The sequence below is a fragment of the Lysobacter sp. yr284 genome, from assembly GCF_900107375.1.
Classification (GTDB): Bacteria; Pseudomonadota; Gammaproteobacteria; order Xanthomonadales; family Xanthomonadaceae; genus Lysobacter.
In genome coordinates this window covers 1-14,139 of the sequence record NZ_FNPT01000027.1, presented here as the reverse complement: position 1 = coordinate 14,139, position 14,139 = coordinate 1, and the positions used below count along the sequence as shown (strand labels likewise).

Annotated in this window: 11 protein-coding genes; 1 reads left to right on the top strand and 10 read right to left on the bottom strand. The window is 69.5% G+C overall.

The genetic code is table 11. The features are described from left to right. Positions 1-40: 40 nt before the first annotated feature. The 10 genes from BLV01_RS22945 to BLV01_RS22900 all read right to left on the bottom strand — a co-directional run bounded on the left by BLV01_RS22945 (position 41) and on the right by BLV01_RS22900 (position 12,525). Entirely contained in the window at positions 41-1,345 is a 1,305-nt protein-coding gene (locus BLV01_RS22945) for a citrate synthase (protein WP_250445037.1), read from the bottom strand. A 593-nt stretch (positions 1,346-1,938) separates the two neighbouring features. Further along, a complete protein-coding gene (locus BLV01_RS22940) occupies positions 1,939-2,184 on the bottom strand; it encodes a type B 50S ribosomal protein L31 (protein ID WP_057946400.1) in 246 nt (81 codons plus the stop codon). Between the two features lie 225 nt (positions 2,185-2,409). Then, complete coding sequence (locus BLV01_RS22935) at positions 2,410-3,345, bottom strand: nucleoside hydrolase (protein WP_091805691.1); 936 nt, start codon at positions 3,343-3,345, stop codon at positions 2,410-2,412. Beyond that, positions 3,342-3,809 (bottom strand): DUF4166 domain-containing protein, encoded by a 468-nt coding sequence (locus BLV01_RS22930; RefSeq protein ID WP_139179114.1) that lies wholly within the window; start codon positions 3,807-3,809, stop codon positions 3,342-3,344. Before BLV01_RS22930 ends, BLV01_RS22935 begins: the two co-directional genes overlap by 4 nt. 137 nt (positions 3,810-3,946) lie before the next feature. Beyond that, complete coding sequence (locus tag BLV01_RS22925) at positions 3,947-4,627, bottom strand: calcium-binding protein (protein WP_175486220.1); 681 nt, start codon at positions 4,625-4,627, stop codon at positions 3,947-3,949. Between the two features lie 290 nt (positions 4,628-4,917). Beyond that, complete coding sequence (gene recG, locus BLV01_RS22920) at positions 4,918-7,035, bottom strand: ATP-dependent DNA helicase RecG (RefSeq protein ID WP_091805682.1); 2,118 nt, start codon at positions 7,033-7,035, stop codon at positions 4,918-4,920. Positions 7,036-7,098: 63 nt separating this feature from the next. After that, entirely contained in the window at positions 7,099-7,437 is a 339-nt protein-coding gene (locus BLV01_RS22915; RefSeq protein ID WP_091805679.1) for a hypothetical protein, read from the bottom strand. A gap of 121 nt (positions 7,438-7,558) precedes the next feature. Then, positions 7,559-9,988 (bottom strand): TonB-dependent receptor, encoded by a 2,430-nt coding sequence (locus tag BLV01_RS22910; RefSeq protein ID WP_091805676.1) that lies wholly within the window; start codon positions 9,986-9,988, stop codon positions 7,559-7,561. 101 nt (positions 9,989-10,089) lie between these two features. Continuing rightward, a complete protein-coding gene (locus tag BLV01_RS22905; protein ID WP_091805784.1) occupies positions 10,090-11,268 on the bottom strand; it encodes an SO2930 family diheme c-type cytochrome in 1,179 nt (392 codons plus the stop codon). Between the two features lie 18 nt (positions 11,269-11,286). Next, on the bottom strand, positions 11,287-12,525 hold the full coding sequence (locus BLV01_RS22900) for a parallel beta-helix domain-containing protein (protein WP_254782741.1): 1,239 nt from the start codon (positions 12,523-12,525) through the stop codon (positions 11,287-11,289). 169 nt (positions 12,526-12,694) lie between these two features. Between BLV01_RS22900 and BLV01_RS22895 the strand changes: the two genes are divergently transcribed. Continuing rightward, a complete protein-coding gene (locus BLV01_RS22895) occupies positions 12,695-13,771 on the top strand; it encodes an AraC family transcriptional regulator (RefSeq protein ID WP_091805673.1) in 1,077 nt (358 codons plus the stop codon). The last annotated feature ends 368 nt before the right edge of the window (positions 13,772-14,139 follow it).

The following is a 14,139-nucleotide window of genomic DNA, read 5'->3' as shown; positions in this document are numbered from 1 at the left end:
CGAGCGCTTGCGATCCGCGCGAGGCGGATCGCGGCGCGGCTCAGCGCTTGTCGGCGGCGACGTAGTCGCGCACGCCGTGGCCGGTGTAGATCTGGCGCGGACGGCCGATCTTGTTTTCCGGGTCGTTCTGCTGTTCCAGCCAGTGCGAGACCCAGCCGGCGGTGCGGGCGATGGCGAACATCACGGTGAACATCTCCACCGGGATGCCGAGCGCCTTGTAGATGATGCCCGAGTAGAAGTCGACGTTCGGGTAGAGCTTGCGCTGGACGAAGTAGTCGTCCTTCAGCGCCGCTTCTTCCAGCTTCATCGCCACGTCCAGCAGCGGGTCGTTGATGCCCAGCTCGCCGAGCACGTCGTGGGTCATCTTGCGCACCAGCGCGGCGCGCGGGTCGTAGTTCTTGTAAACGCGGTGGCCGAAGCCCATCAGGCGGAAGCCCGATTCCTTGTCCTTGGCCTTCTCGACCGCCGACTTGACGTTCTCGGGACGGCCGATCTCGTTGAGCATCTTGAGCACGGCTTCGTTGGCGCCGCCGTGCGCCGGCCCCCACAGCGCGGCGACGCCGGAGGCGACGCTCACGTACGGGTTGGCGCCGGTGGAACCGACCAGGCGCACGGTCGAGGTCGAGGCGTTCTGCTCGTGGTCGGCGTGCAGGATGAACAACAGATCCATCGCCTTGGCCGCGACCGGGCTCAGCTCCAGCGGCTCGCTCGGCACTTCGAACAGCATGTGCAGGAAGCGCGTGGTGTAGTCCAGGCTGTTCTTCGGGTAACGGATCGGCCAGCCGATCGAATAGCGGTGGCAGGCCGCGGCGATGGTCGGGACCTTGGCGATCAGGCGGATCGCGGCCAGGCGGCGCTGTTCCGGATCTTCCAGGTCGAGTTCGTTGTGGTAGAAGCTCGCCATCGAGCCGAGCATGCCGACCAGCATCGCCATCGGATGGGCGTCGTGGCGGAAGCCGTAGAGGAAGGTGCGGAAGGCCTCGTGCATCATCGTGTGATGCGTGACCTCGTGCTCGAACTTGGAGAATTCGCCCGCGGTCGGCAGTTCGCCGTTCATCAGCAGGTAGGCGACTTCGAGGAAGTTCGACTTCTCGGCCAGCTGCTCGATCGGGTAGCCGCGGTACAGCAGCACGCCGGCGTCGCCGTCGATGTAGGTGATGGCCGACTTGCAGCTCGCCGTCGCGGTGAAGCCCGGGTCGTAGGTGAACATCCCGGTTTCCTTCGGCAGCTTGCCGATGTCGACGCAGGAGGCGCCGAGGGTGGGATGCTGCACCGGCAGGGCAAAGTTCTTGTCGCCGGCGGTGACGCTCACCTGGTCCAGGCGTTTGTTGGAATCTTCGGACACGAAACACTCCTCAGTCTGCCTGCCGCAGGGATGGCCGCGACAGGAGGGCAACGGGGGGTCGCAAGCACGTTGCGATAGTGAATTATCGCACAACGCATTCCGAGCCCATGCTCGGACTTTGGTCGCGGCGCCGGGTCTGGCGCGATGGATCGTTGCGCCGGCGCGGCGGCGAACGGCGGCCACCGGTCAGTATTCGACCGCCCGGTTGCCGGGATGTGGCGGCTCGATTCGCGGGGCGCGGCGGCAGTGGGCGGAGCGGAGCGGCTTCGAGGCGTTGGGCGGCTGCCGGGCATGGCCGCGGCGGTCGGCTTGCCGGACCGGCCGGCTCGCCGCGCCCTGTCCGCCGGCAAGCGCGGCGCCCAGCAGGAGCAGCGGCTTTGGGGGCTTCAGCCCCGATGCCTTCCGATCCGGTTGCCGCGACCCGAGAGGAAAGCATCGGGGCTGAAGCCCCTCCCACAAACGCGGCCGGGCTGAATCAAATGGGCGGCCGAAACGGACCCAAACGCAAACGGCCGCCCTTGCGGGCAGCCGTTGTGCGTACAGCGAAGCGCTTGCTGCAAGTTCCGGCCGGATCGCTCCGGCGCGGCACGCGATTACTTCTGCGCGCCGTACCGCTTGCGGAACTTGTCGACGCGGCCGCTGGTATCCATGATCTTGTGCTTGCCCGTGTAGAACGGGTGCGAGGCCGACGAGATATCGACCTTGATCAGCGGGTACTCGGCACCGTCGAGCTTGATCGTTTCCTTGCTCGACAGGGTCGAACGGGTCAGGATCTGGAAATCGGTGGTGACGTCCTGGAACACGACGTCGCGGTATTCGGGATGGATGCCTGCCTTCATGGCACTCAACCTTAAGGTGTGCGGGAAAGTCGGGCAGTATAGACATGCATGGGTGGGTCGCGCAAGTCCACGCGGCACAAAGAAATTGATCGCAGCGCCGATTGAGAACCCTGGGCACCCGGCCTGCCCCGGCCCGGATGCCGCGCAGTTGCCGCCCGATCCTGCCGGTCCAACGCGCCGCCCAGGCCGGACCGGAAAATCCGATCCGGCCCCGCCCGCGCCGCCTCAGCCCGCGGCCAGCGCCGCCGCGATCAAGCGCTCGAACCGGGCCTGGTCGTATTTCATCAGGATCGACACCTTGTCCGCCCGCCCTTCCTGCCGGCGCCAATCGACCACGGTCGCGCCGCGGCTGTGGGTGCCTTCCAGCTCGATCGACACCGGCCGGTCCTGCACGTCGAGCGCGCCGTCGGGTTCGAGCGCGAACGCCATCGCCAGCGCGTCGGCGGCGTGCCACTCGTCGCCGCGGCGGTCGATCGACCACAGCCGGGTCTTCTCGGAAATGCGCTCGTAGAAACGCCCGCGCTCGGAACCGGCGGCGAGCCAGCCGACCACGCGATCGTGGTGCAGGCCGTGGGCCATCACCGCTTCCCAATCGGCCAGGTCGATGCGCTCGAACGCCTCGAACACGATGTGCGCGGCTTCCGGATCGAAATAGACGTTGAACTCCGCGGCCGGGGTGATGTTGCCCTGGCAGGTCACCGCGCCGCCCATCACCACCAGGCGCGCGATGCGCTGCGGCAGGGTCGGGTCGAGCTTGAGCGCGAGCGCGACGTTGGTCAGCGGGCCCAGCGCCACCAGCAGCAGTTTGCCGGCGTGCTGGTGCGAGAGGCGGATGATCGCCAGCGCCGCGTGCTCGGCTTCGACCTGGCGCTTGGCGGCCTCGAAGCCGACGTCGCCGAAACCGTCCTGGCCGTGCACGTAGCCGGCGTCGGGCGAGGGATGCAGCAGCGGCGCGTCGGCGCCGGCGAACACCGGGATGTCCTGGCCGGCCACTTCGCACAGCTTCAGCGCGTTGGCCACGGTGTGCTGGAGGCCGACGTTGCCGGCGGCGATGGTCAGGCCGACGATCTCGTGGCGCGGGTCGTTGAACGCCATCAGCAGCGCCAGGGCGTCATCCACGCCGGGGTCGGTGTCGATGAGCAGGGGAATGCGATCGGTCATGAAGTCACTCGTTGTGCGGAACAGTGCGCAGCGACGTTCGCCGCGCCGGCCGAAGCGGCCGAGGGGGCCGTAACGGCCGGGACAGCGTGCAGTGCGCCTGGGTAGCGCAGCAGTTCGCCGAAGGGAAACCACGAGAAGGCGACGGCGAAGCGATAACGCTCTTCGCCGTCGATGCGCTCGATGCGCGTGCGGGCATCGGTGCGCGAAAACAGGAAACGCGGCAGCGGCAAGTCGCGCGCGCGCAGGCCGAGCGGGATGCCGAGCGTACGCGCCAGGCGTTGGCCGATAACTCCGGCGAGGCCGCGACCGGTGCGCAGTTCGATCCCGCCGGCCAGGGCGCCGCCGTCGCGGTGCAGTGTCTGCAGCAAGGGGGGCAGCCGGTCGAAGGCCGGGCAGAACCCTCCGATCGCCGCGTTGTGGGGCTCTCCCGGCATCCGGGTCGGGCTCTCCTGCTGGCGGGACACTATGCCCTAACTCGGGCGAGCGGGGAAATCGCCGGAATCGTCGAATTCGCCGGGTTTTGCCGGCTCGGGCGGTTGCCTGGGCCGGGGCCGGGCGGATGCGCCGGGACGGGGGCGTCGCTCCCGCCCCGCGCGCCGGCTCAGAGCCCCTGGCCCGGCGGCAGCCGCGACAGGATCTCGGCGGTGTCCCAGGCCGCGCCCTGGGCGAACCAGAACTCGTCGACGCCGCGCGGCCAGGGATCGTCGCCACCGGGGAAATAGTCGACCACGGTGACGCTGTCGGCGTTGCCGTAATGCACGACCAGGTCGTCGCCGGAACGCTCGACCGTGGTCGTGGCGGGATCGACGTCGGCCTGGAAATGCAGGACCGCGATGAACTGGCCCCAGGGATCGCTGTGATAGACCCGGTCGTGGCCGTCGCCGGCGGAAAACACGAAGAACGGATTGCCCTGGCCGCTGTGCAGCGCATCGTCGCCGGGACCGCCGGTCAGCACATCGTCGCCGTCGCCGCTGTCGAGCATGTCGTCGCCGGCCAGACCGTAGAGCGCATCGTTGCCGTCCAGGCCTTCGATGGTGTCGGCCTGGGCGGTGCCGTAGAGCGTGTCGTCGCCGGAACTGCCGACGATGCTGGCCAGGATGCGCGCCGAGGGCGCGGCCGGGCTGCGCGGCGACGCGGAAAACAGGCTCGGCACCGCGCGCCGCAAGCGCGCCTGCTGCGCGCGTGCGGACGCGCCGGATGCGAGATCGGCGCTGCGGCGCACCTCGGCGGCCGGCGCGCGGGCGGCATCGGTGCCGGGCGGGAGATCGGAAAGCAGGGGCATGACAGGCTCCTTGTCGAAGACGCGGATCGATGGCGCGACGGTCGCGCCTGCGCACGCCGCCATCCGTGGCGTCCGCAAGCCCGATCATTGCAGCACGGCGCCGGCGCAGGCGTTGCGACGCACGCGCAGTGGCGATGCGGGCAGCGTCGCCGCGATGGCCGGATCAGGCCCGGCCCGTCTCCGGGCGATGGATCGAAGGGCCGACGCCCATCGCGACCGCGACCGGCGAGCCGCGCCTCAACGCGTCGCCGGGCCAAGCGCCGGCCAAGCCGCCGGCCGAGCCGCCGCGCTTACGCCGACGCGTAGCGCGCCGCGCCGCCGACCCAGCGCGCGACGATCCGCTCGGCCAGTTGCGGCGATTGCGCCAGCAGGCGCTCGCCGACCTCCTGCACCAGCGGCAGCAGGTCGGCGTCGCGGCCCAGGTCGGCGACGCGGAAGCCGGCCAGGCCGGTCTGGCGGGTGCCGAGCAGTTCGCCGGGGCCGCGCAATTCCAGGTCTTTCTGCGCGATCACGAAACCGTCGTGGGTCTGCCGCATCGTTTCCAGGCGCTGCCGCGCCAGCCCCGACAGCGGCGCGCGGTACAGGAGCACGCAGCTCGACGCGGCGCTGCCGCGGCCGACCCGCCCGCGCAGCTGGTGCAATTGCGCCAGGCCCAGGCGTTCGGCGTTCTCGATGATCATCAGCGAGGCGTTGGGCACGTCGACGCCGACTTCGATCACGGTGGTGGCGACCAACAGGTCCAGCTCGCCGTCCTTGAACGCGCGCATCGTCTCCTGCTTTTGCTTCGCCTTCATCCGCCCGTGGACCAGGCCCACGCGCAGCGGCGCGAGCTGTTTCGACAGGTCCTCGAACGTGCTCTGCGCGGCCTGCGCGACCACTTCGTCGGATTCGTCGATCAGCGTGCACACCCAGTAGGCTTGGCGACCTTCGGCGCAGGCGGTGCGGATGCGCTGGACCAGCTCGGGCCGGCGCTCCTCGCTGAGCGCGACGGTCTGCACCGGCGTGCGCCCCGGCGGCAGTTCGTCGATGGCCGAGACGTCCAGGTCGGCGTAGGCGGTCATCGCCAGCGTGCGCGGGATCGGCGTGGCGGTCATCACCAGCTGGTGCGGCACGATCGCATTCGCGCCGACCGCGCCGCCGACGCCCTTGTCGCGCAGGGCCAGGCGCTGGTGCACGCCGAAACGGTGCTGCTCGTCGACGATGGCCAGGGCGAGGTCGTGGAAGGCCACGCCCTCCTGCATCAACGCGTGGGTGCCGACCACGACCTGGGCGCTACCGTCGGCGACCGCTTCCAGCGCCTGCTTGCGCGCCTTGCCGGTGACCTTGCCGGCCAGCCACGCTACGCGCAGCCCAAGCGGCTCCAGCCACTTGCGCAGGTTGCTCAGGTGCTGCTCGGCGAGCAGCTCGGTCGGCGCCATCAGCGCGGCCTGGCGGCCGTGCTGCACCGCCAGCATCGCCGCCAGCGCGGCGACCACGGTCTTGCCGCTGCCGACGTCGCCCTGCACCAGCCGCAGCATCGGCGAGGGCTTGGCCAGATCGACGCGGATCTCGTCGAACACCCGCCGCTGCGCGCCGGTCAGCTTGAACGGCAACGACTTGCGCAGTTTCTCGGCCAGCGCCACCTGCTTGAGCGGACGCGCCTTGTGCGCCTGCTGGGCGATGCGCTGGCGGCGCAGGCTGAGGTGATGGGCCAGCAGTTCCTCCAGCGCCAGCCGCCGCTGCGCCGGATGGCGGCCGTCGATCAGCGCGGCGACGTCGGCGTCGGCCGGCGGCCGGTGCACGGTCAGCAGCGCTTCGCGCAGGGTCGGCAGTTGCAGGCGCTGGCGCAGTTCGTCGGGCAGCAGTTCCAGCGCCGCGTCGTCGGGCAGGCGGTCGAGCGCATAGCCGATCAGCTTGCGCAGCGTCGCCGGGCCGATGCCTTCGATGGCCGGATAGACCGGGTCGAGCGCCTGCCCGAGCTCGACCTGCGCGCCGTCGTCGAGGATGCGGTAGCTGGGATGGACGATCTCCAGCCCGTGCTGGCCGGGCTTGGGCGTGCCGTACAGCCGCACCCGCGCGCCGACCTGGAACTGGGCGACCTGGGCGGCGCGGAAATGGAAGAAACGCAGCACCACGTTGCCGTGCGAATCGTCGCCGACCGCCACCCGCAGCATCGGCCGGTAGCGAAAGCCGCGCTCGACCGCCTCGACCCGCCCTTCCACCTGCGCCGGTACGCCCGGCCGCAGGCTGGCGATCGCGGCGAGCTGGGTGCGGTCTTCGTACTGGCGCGGCAATTGCAGCCAGAAATCCTGCAGGGTCAGCAGCCCGCGCGCCGCCAGCTTTTCGGCCACGGCCGGCCCGACCCCGGGCATGCGCGGCAGCGGTTGCGTGTGGAGATCGACGGTAGGCCCGTCCTTACGGCTCTGCATGGGCGTAAGGATAGGGCGGGAGCCGCGGACCGGAAAGCCGCGGCGGCGCCGCGCGCGGCCGGCTCAGAACGTCTTCAGCTGGATCGACGACAGCGCGGCGAAGAACGCGGCCAGTGCGGCGGTGGCCAGCAGCGCCGCCAATACACCGCCGAACGAGGCCGCGCCGCGCGCCCAGCGATAGCCGACGAAGAAGATCGCGGCCAGCATCGACACCGGCAAGACGACGAACACCAACTCGCCGACCGCGCTTGCGGCCGAGCCGGCGCGCCACTCCAGCAGCGCCGACGCCGCCCGCCACAGGGCCAGCAGCATGCACAGGCCCGACAGGGCGGCGAACGGGTAACGGCTCATCCGCCGCAGTCGCGACGGCAGCGGTTCGTACTTGCGGTAATGCCTGCTCATGGATCGCCCCCCGGTCCGGGACGATGGATAGCCGAGCGCGCGCCGCATGTCCAGCCGCGGCCCCGGCCGGCGCCGCGCGGCAAGCGGGCGGCCGCAGCCGCCCGCCTGGCGATCCGCCGGATCAGTACCGCGCGCTGAACTCCATCCCGTACGTGCGCGGCTCGGTCAGGCGCGCGCCGACCGTGCCGAGCACGTTCTTGCCGTAGGTGCCCAGCGAGTTGACGTACTGGTTGTCGAACAGATTGTTGCCGTACACCGCCAGGCCCCAGCGGTCCTGCGGCGAGGTCCAGGCGATGCGCAGGTCGGTGCGGTTCTGCGCCTCGCCCAGGTCCAGCGCCGGGCTCACCCCGCAGCGGTTCTGCGCGCGCGACTCCTCGCTGCAACGCACCTTGCCGCGGTAGGAATGGCGCAGGGCGATGTTGATGTCGCCGTTGGCCTCCATCGGGATGCGGTAGTGCAGGCCGCCGGCCGCCGACCAGTACGGCAGGCCGGTGGGATCGCCGCTGGCGTCGATGCCGTCGGAGGTGACGTAGGTCTTGTAGGTCGAGTCGATGAAGCTGGCGTTGAAGTCCAGGCCGAAGTTGTCGGTGGCCTGCCAGCGCATGTCGAAGTCCAGGCCGTAGGCTTCCAGGTCCGAGGTATCGACGACGAAGCGCGGGATGTCGGTGCTGCTGTCCAGCCGCACCGCCTGGCGGTTGTCGTAGACGTAGTAGAACAGCGAAGCGTTGAGCTGCATGCGCTGCTGCGGGAACGAGGTCTTGATGCCGGTCTCGAAGTTCCAGACGTCCTCGTTCTCGAAGCTGCTGCCGATCTGCAGCGAGTTGAAGCCGCCGGCCTTGTAGCCCTTGGCCAGCGAGGCGAACACCATGGTCTCGTCGCTGATGTGGTAGTCGACGACGAAGCGCGGGCTCAGGTCGCTCCAGCTGTTGGAGGTGCGGCGCAGCACGCCCTTGTTGAGCATCGCCGGCGGGTCGATGAAGGCGACGTCGAAGACGAAGAAGTCGCGCGGGATGCCGATCACCTGGAACGCGCCCAGCGCGTCGAGCTGGTCGAGCGCGGCGTCGAGCCCGGGCGAGGAACGCGGATTGTTGAGCCAGCTGAATTTCTTCTCGTCGCGGGTGTAGCGCAGGCCCACGGTGAGGTTGAGCTTGTCGCTGACGTGCCAGATCACGTCGCCGAACACCGCGTAGGCCTTGGTGTCCAGGGTGTTGCGGAAGGTCTCGTTCCAGTTGTGGCCGAGCAGGCGGATCGGGATGCCGAGCTGGGCCAGGCCGGCGTCGACTTCGCCGAACAGGTAGCCCGACTGGGTCGGCGCCATGCCCAGGTTGTGCACGATGGTGTCGACCGAGTCGGTGGTCGCGTTGACCTCGCTTGTCTGGCGCGCGCTTTCGTCGAAGTAGCTGGCGCCGGCGATCCAGTCGAGCTTGTCGGTGCTGCCGTTGAACTTGAACTCCTGGTAGAAGCTGCGGTTGCTCTCGGTGTTGGTCGAGTCGACGTACAGGTAACGGCGGTTGGTGCCGTCCTCCTCGACCCGGTTGACCGAGTCGTAGTCGCGCCAGGAGGTGGTCGAGGTGAAGCCGCCCCAGTCGGTGCCGTGGTCGACGATCAACGTCACGCCGTCGAAGCGGCGCGATTCCTCGTTGCCTTCGGCGTCGCTGACGGTGCCGATCTTGCGCGGGTCGAGGTAGCCGCGCTCGTCCACCGGCAACGGCGCCAGGCCCGGCGCCGGCGGCAGCGCGACGATGCCGGTGGTGGCCTGGCCGAGCTGGTCCAGGCTCTCGTGGTCCCAGCTGATCAGCGCGCTGGTGCGCTCGCCGAAGCGGGTCTTGAACGCGGCGCGGGTGGCCCAGTTGTTCTCCGGGTTGAGGTCGCGGCCGGTTTCGGCGTCCTGGATCCAGCCGTCGGCGTGGTTGACCAGCGCGTTGAAGCGGAACGCCGAGTCCTCACTGACCGGCAGGTTCAGCGTGCCGTCGACGTACTGCTTGCCGTAGTTGCCGATGCGCAGCTTGGCCTTGACCTCGGTGGCGCGGGTGTCGGGCTTGCGGGTGATGATCGAGATCGCGCCGGCCGCGGTGTTGCGGCCGAACAGGGTGCCCTGCGGACCCTTGAGCACTTCGATGCGCTCGACGTCGGTGAACGGCAGCAGCACGCCGCCGCCGCGGCCGGCGTAGACGCCGTCCACGTACACGCCCACGGCCGGGTCGGTGCCGATGCCGAAGTCGTCGGTGCTGATGCCGCGCAGCTCGAACCCCGGCTGGGTCGGCTGCAGGCTGTCGACCACCAGGCCGGGCACGAAACTGTCCAGGTCGCCCAGGTCCTGCGCGGCGACCTCGTCGATCAGTTGGTCGGTGACCACCTGCAGGGCGATCGGCACGTCCTGCAGTTCCTGTTGGCGGCTCTGCGCGGTGACGGTGATCTTGTCCAGTTCCTTGGGCGCGGGCGCCGCCTCCTGAGCGAAGGCGGCCGGCGCGGCCAGGGCGAAGACGCCGCCGCACACGGCGGACAGCACGGTATTGGTCGCGATGACCAGGCGGTGTTTGCGCAACGACATCGAAAGCTCTCCCCTCTCGTTCGTTCTTGCGTTCGTCGGTTGGTGCCGGCGCGTTCGTCCGACGCGCCTTGTGGTTTCGGTGTTCCTCGCTATCGGCCGGCTCAGCCGCACTGCCCCTGTTGCGCGGCGATCCAGTCGCGGATCAATTGCACTCCCTCTTCGTGCACGACGCTGCGGCCGAGCTCGGGCATCATCACCGAGGGGTCGTCGCTGCGCATACGGTAGATCAGGATCGATTCGTCCGGCTTGCCCGGCACCACGCCGAAGCGGTGGTCGCCGGTGCCGTGGCCGGCCGCGATCGGCAGCTTGCACCGGCCCAGTCGCAGCGGCTCCTGCGTCGCCGCATTCAACCACAGTCCCGAGGTGTTGCCCGGGCCCTTGGGGCTGTGGCAATGGCCGCAATTGATGTCGAGGTAGGCGCGCGCGCGCGCCTTCACCGGCGCCGACGGGTCGTGCCAGTCCGCGTCGCGCGGCGCCTGCTGCGGCGCGGGCGCGCCTTGCAGGTAGCCGGCCTGGGTCCAGCGCGCGATCTGGTTCTGCAGGCCGCCGTCGGGGTAGTCGAAATCGCGATTGAGATGGCGCGCCTTCGGCCCGATCGGGTGCAGCGCCTTGGATTTCATGTCGGTGCCGTGGCAACCCGCGCACTGGTTCTGGTCGGGTACGGCGTAGTCGGCGTTCTCGCGGCCGCCGTCGGCGGCGATCAGCTCCAGCGACACCAGTTCGCCGCCGCGCATCAGCTTCGCCCGGGTCTGCTCGCGGTTCCACACGTACGGCAGCGCCACCCAGCCGTCCTGGCGACGCAGCAACAGGCGGGTTTCCACCAGCCGCACCCGATCCATCCGCAAGCCGCCGCCGCGCAGGTCGGGGCCTTCGTCGTAGCTGCGCAGCACCGTCTCGCCTTCGCCGCGCGGGTAGTAGAAGGTCTTGCTGAAGACGGTGCCGACCGGGAAATCGAATTCCTCGTCCGCGGCGTAGTTCGCCGCCTGGCCCTTGGGCATCCACACCGTGCGCAGCTTGTGCGCGTAGTCGGAGAACAGCGCGGTGTTGAGGTCGTAGGGCAGCACCTCGCGGTTGAGCTGCAGGCGGCCGCCGGCCACGCGCAGCAGGTTCCAGTCGGCCAGGTCTTCGGGCTGGCCGTCGGCGAAGAAACGCACCGGCGCCCAGGCCGCGTCGGCGGCGAGCGCCGCGGGCGCGGCGCCTTCGGCGGCGGGCGAAGGCGCCTGCGGCTTGCTGCAACCTGCGACCAGCAACGACAACAGCACGGCAACGACGTGACGCATCGACAGTGCGGGCATCGGTCAGCCGCGCTTGAGATCGATGGCCGGCAGCTTCGGCAGCTCGCACGCGTAGGGCTTGGTGTCCTGGCTCGGGCTCTTGTAGCCGCCGGGGCCGTCGGCGTTGACCACGCCGGACACGTCGCGGATGCACAGCTGCGGCCCTTCCTTGCGCTGCGCGTTGGCGTAGCCGTCCCACAGCACGTCGGGCAGACGGCCGCTCAGGCCGAACAGCGCGGTCTTGAGCGCCTTCAGGTCGAAACCGTCGGGCGAATCGCCGCCGCCCTTGAGCCGGTTGCCGTAGATGTTGATGCGCTCGGGGTACGGATCGAACTCGCTGGAGGCCTTGTCGTCCTTGTAGCCGGTGGAATAGACGCTGGAGACGATGATGTTGGTGGTGGCGTTGTCGCTGATGTCGTTGTCGAAGATCTCGACATCGTCGTTGGAGTTGACCACCACGCCGCTGCCGGCCGGCACGCTCGCCACCGGCGTGCCCTTGGCGCCGAAGTTGGCGGTGTTGTTCTTGAACACCTTGTTCTTGTAGACCCGGATCGCCCCGCCCTGCTGCGACAGCGCCGGCATGTTGAACACCAGGATGCCGCCGGTGTTGTTGGTGGCGGTGTTGTCGTAAACGTCGGCGTTGACCGTGTTCTCGATCTCGATGCCGGCGACGTTGAACTCGGCGCGGCTGTTGCGCACGATCACGTCGCGCGACTGGCCGACGTAGATGCCGGCGTCGGACGCGCCGATCGCCACCGAGTTCTCGATCAGCACGTTGCGGGTCTTGACCGGATACAGCCCATAGCCGCCGTTCTTGGTGCTCGGCCCGCCGGTCCACTCCACCCGCACGTTGCGGATGGTGATGTGCTCGCCCTCGTTGACCTTGAGCCCGTCGCCCTTGCTGTCCTCGATGGCGATGTTCTCGATGACGAAGTTGCTGGCGTTGACCAGCAGCCCTTCGGCGCCGGCCTTCTGGCCCTTGAAGCTGAGCACCGACTTGTCCGGGCCGGCGCCGCGGATGGTCACCCCGTCCACGCGCAGGGTCAGGCTGCGGTCGAAGCTGTAGCGCCCGGGCGGGACTTCGATCACGTCGCCGGCCTTGGCGTCGAGCAGCTTGGTGCGGAAGGTCTCGGCGAAGGCGGCGTCGCCGGCGGCGACTTGCGCGGTCGGCGTGTGCTGCGCCTGCTCGGGGCCGCAGGCGGCGGCGGCGATGGCCAGGGCGAGGACGCAGGCGCGCAACGGCAGGTACATCGGCTGGTTCATGGGACTCCCCGGGGCGGTGGCGGCGCCGCGTCGCGCGTGTTGCGGCGCGGCATGCCGGCGATGGCTAAGTGACGAGTCTCCGACGCCGTCGCGAGCGCGCGTGAGGGCGATTGCGGCACACTAGGGGGGCATTCGCGGTCAACCGTGCGGCCGAGTATCGTGAGGGGCGATGCGCCAGCCATCTGATCAAGACGGCATCGCCAAGGGCGATGCCAAGGGCGACGTCGCGCTGATGTCGCCGAACCTGCTGTGGGGTCTGCTGGAAACCGCGGACCGGATCGGCGCGCCCAGCGACGACTGGTTCGCCGGCACCGGGCTGAGCCGGGCCCAGGTCAGCGACCCCGGCGTGCGCCTGCCCGACCGCCCGACCGCGGTGGTGATCGAGCGCGCGCTCAAGGTGCTGCCGCCGAGCATCGGCCTGGACATCGGCCGCACCCAGCACGTGGGCAACTTCGGCCTGCTCGGCCTGGCGATGACCACCGCGGCGACCTTCGGCGAAGCGCTGCAGATCGGCCTGCGCTTCACCCCGGTGGTCGGCAGCCTGATGCGTTTCGTCGAGAGCGCGTCGGAATCGGGCACCCTGGCGCTGGCCGGACAGATGACCATCGCCTTCCCCTCGATCCATCGCTTCGTCACCGAGGAATTCTTCAGCAGCTGCCTGGCCCTGGCGCGCGGCCTGGTCGGCGACACGCTGCGGCCGCAGCGCCTGGAATTCAGCTATCCCGAGCCCGAGTACCGGGCCAAGTACGACGACGTGTTCGGCTGCCCGCTGGCCTTCGACCAACCGCAGAACCGGCTGGTGCTGGACGCGGACTGGCTGGTCGCGCCGTTGCCGACCCACAACCCGATCGCCTCGAAACAGGTGCTGGCGCTGTGCGAGGCGCAGATGCCCTCCGGCGCGGTGCCCGGCGAGGCCACCGCCGCGGTCGAGCGCCTGCTGCGCGCGCAACTGCCGCAGGACCCCAAACTCACCGACATCGCCGCGCAGATGCACGTCAGCGAACGCACGCTACGGCGGCAGTTGACCGGCGAAGGCACCAGCTTCCACGAGATCCACGACCGCTTGCGCATCGACCGCGCCTACGCCCTGCTGCGCGAGCGCGGGCCGAGCATCGCCAGCGTCGGCGCGGCGATCGGCTACAAGGACCCGCGCGATTTCCGCCGAGCGTTCAAGCGCCTGACCGGCGAGACGCCGCGGGCGTTGCGCGAGCGGCTGTGGGCGGAGATGGCGCGCGAGCGCAGGTAGGGCGCGCGTGGCGGCATCGCCTTTGTAGGCGCTGCGCAAGCTGCGGCCGCGTCGATCCGACTGCGGCGCAAGCACAACCTTTGGCCGATCCGGCGAAGGCCGGGATCCAACAGCCGTTGCCGTTGCCGTTGCCATTGCTGTTGCTGTTGCTGTTGCTTTTGCCCTTCCCTCCACCTCGCCCGAGGCCGCCGTCGCGCAGACCCGGAGGGCGCGCGCATGGATGCGCGCGTACGCCGTAGGGGCAGGAAGCCCCTTACGGCGCAGCCCGGCGAAAGGTGCTGGACCTAGTGGCTCGTGACTTTAAACAAGCGTTTTTCTTTGGTTACTTTCTTTTGGCGCGCTGCCAAAAGAAAGTAACTCGGCCGCTT

Excerpts from the sequence above, each read along its gene's own strand:
- BLV01_RS22940 (WP_057946400.1), bottom strand. The coding sequence starts at position 2,184 with ATGAAGGCAGGCATCCATCCCGAATACCGCGACGTCGTGTTCCAGGAC.
- BLV01_RS22935 (WP_091805691.1), bottom strand. The coding sequence starts at position 3,345 with ATGACCGATCGCATTCCCCTGCTCATCGACACCGACCCCGGCGTGGAT.
- BLV01_RS22925 (WP_175486220.1), bottom strand. The coding sequence starts at position 4,627 with ATGCCCCTGCTTTCCGATCTCCCGCCCGGCACCGATGCCGCCCGCGCG.
- recG (WP_091805682.1), bottom strand. The coding sequence starts at position 7,035 with ATGCAGAGCCGTAAGGACGGGCCTACCGTCGATCTCCACACGCAACCG.
- BLV01_RS22915 (WP_091805679.1), bottom strand. The coding sequence starts at position 7,437 with ATGAGCAGGCATTACCGCAAGTACGAACCGCTGCCGTCGCGACTGCGG.
- BLV01_RS22910 (WP_091805676.1), bottom strand. The coding sequence starts at position 9,988 with ATGTCGTTGCGCAAACACCGCCTGGTCATCGCGACCAATACCGTGCTG.
- BLV01_RS22905 (WP_091805784.1), bottom strand. The coding sequence starts at position 11,268 with ATGCGTCACGTCGTTGCCGTGCTGTTGTCGTTGCTGGTCGCAGGTTGC.
- BLV01_RS22900 (WP_254782741.1), bottom strand. The coding sequence starts at position 12,525 with ATGAACCAGCCGATGTACCTGCCGTTGCGCGCCTGCGTCCTCGCCCTG.
- BLV01_RS22895 (WP_091805673.1), top strand. The coding sequence starts at position 12,695 with ATGCGCCAGCCATCTGATCAAGACGGCATCGCCAAGGGCGATGCCAAG.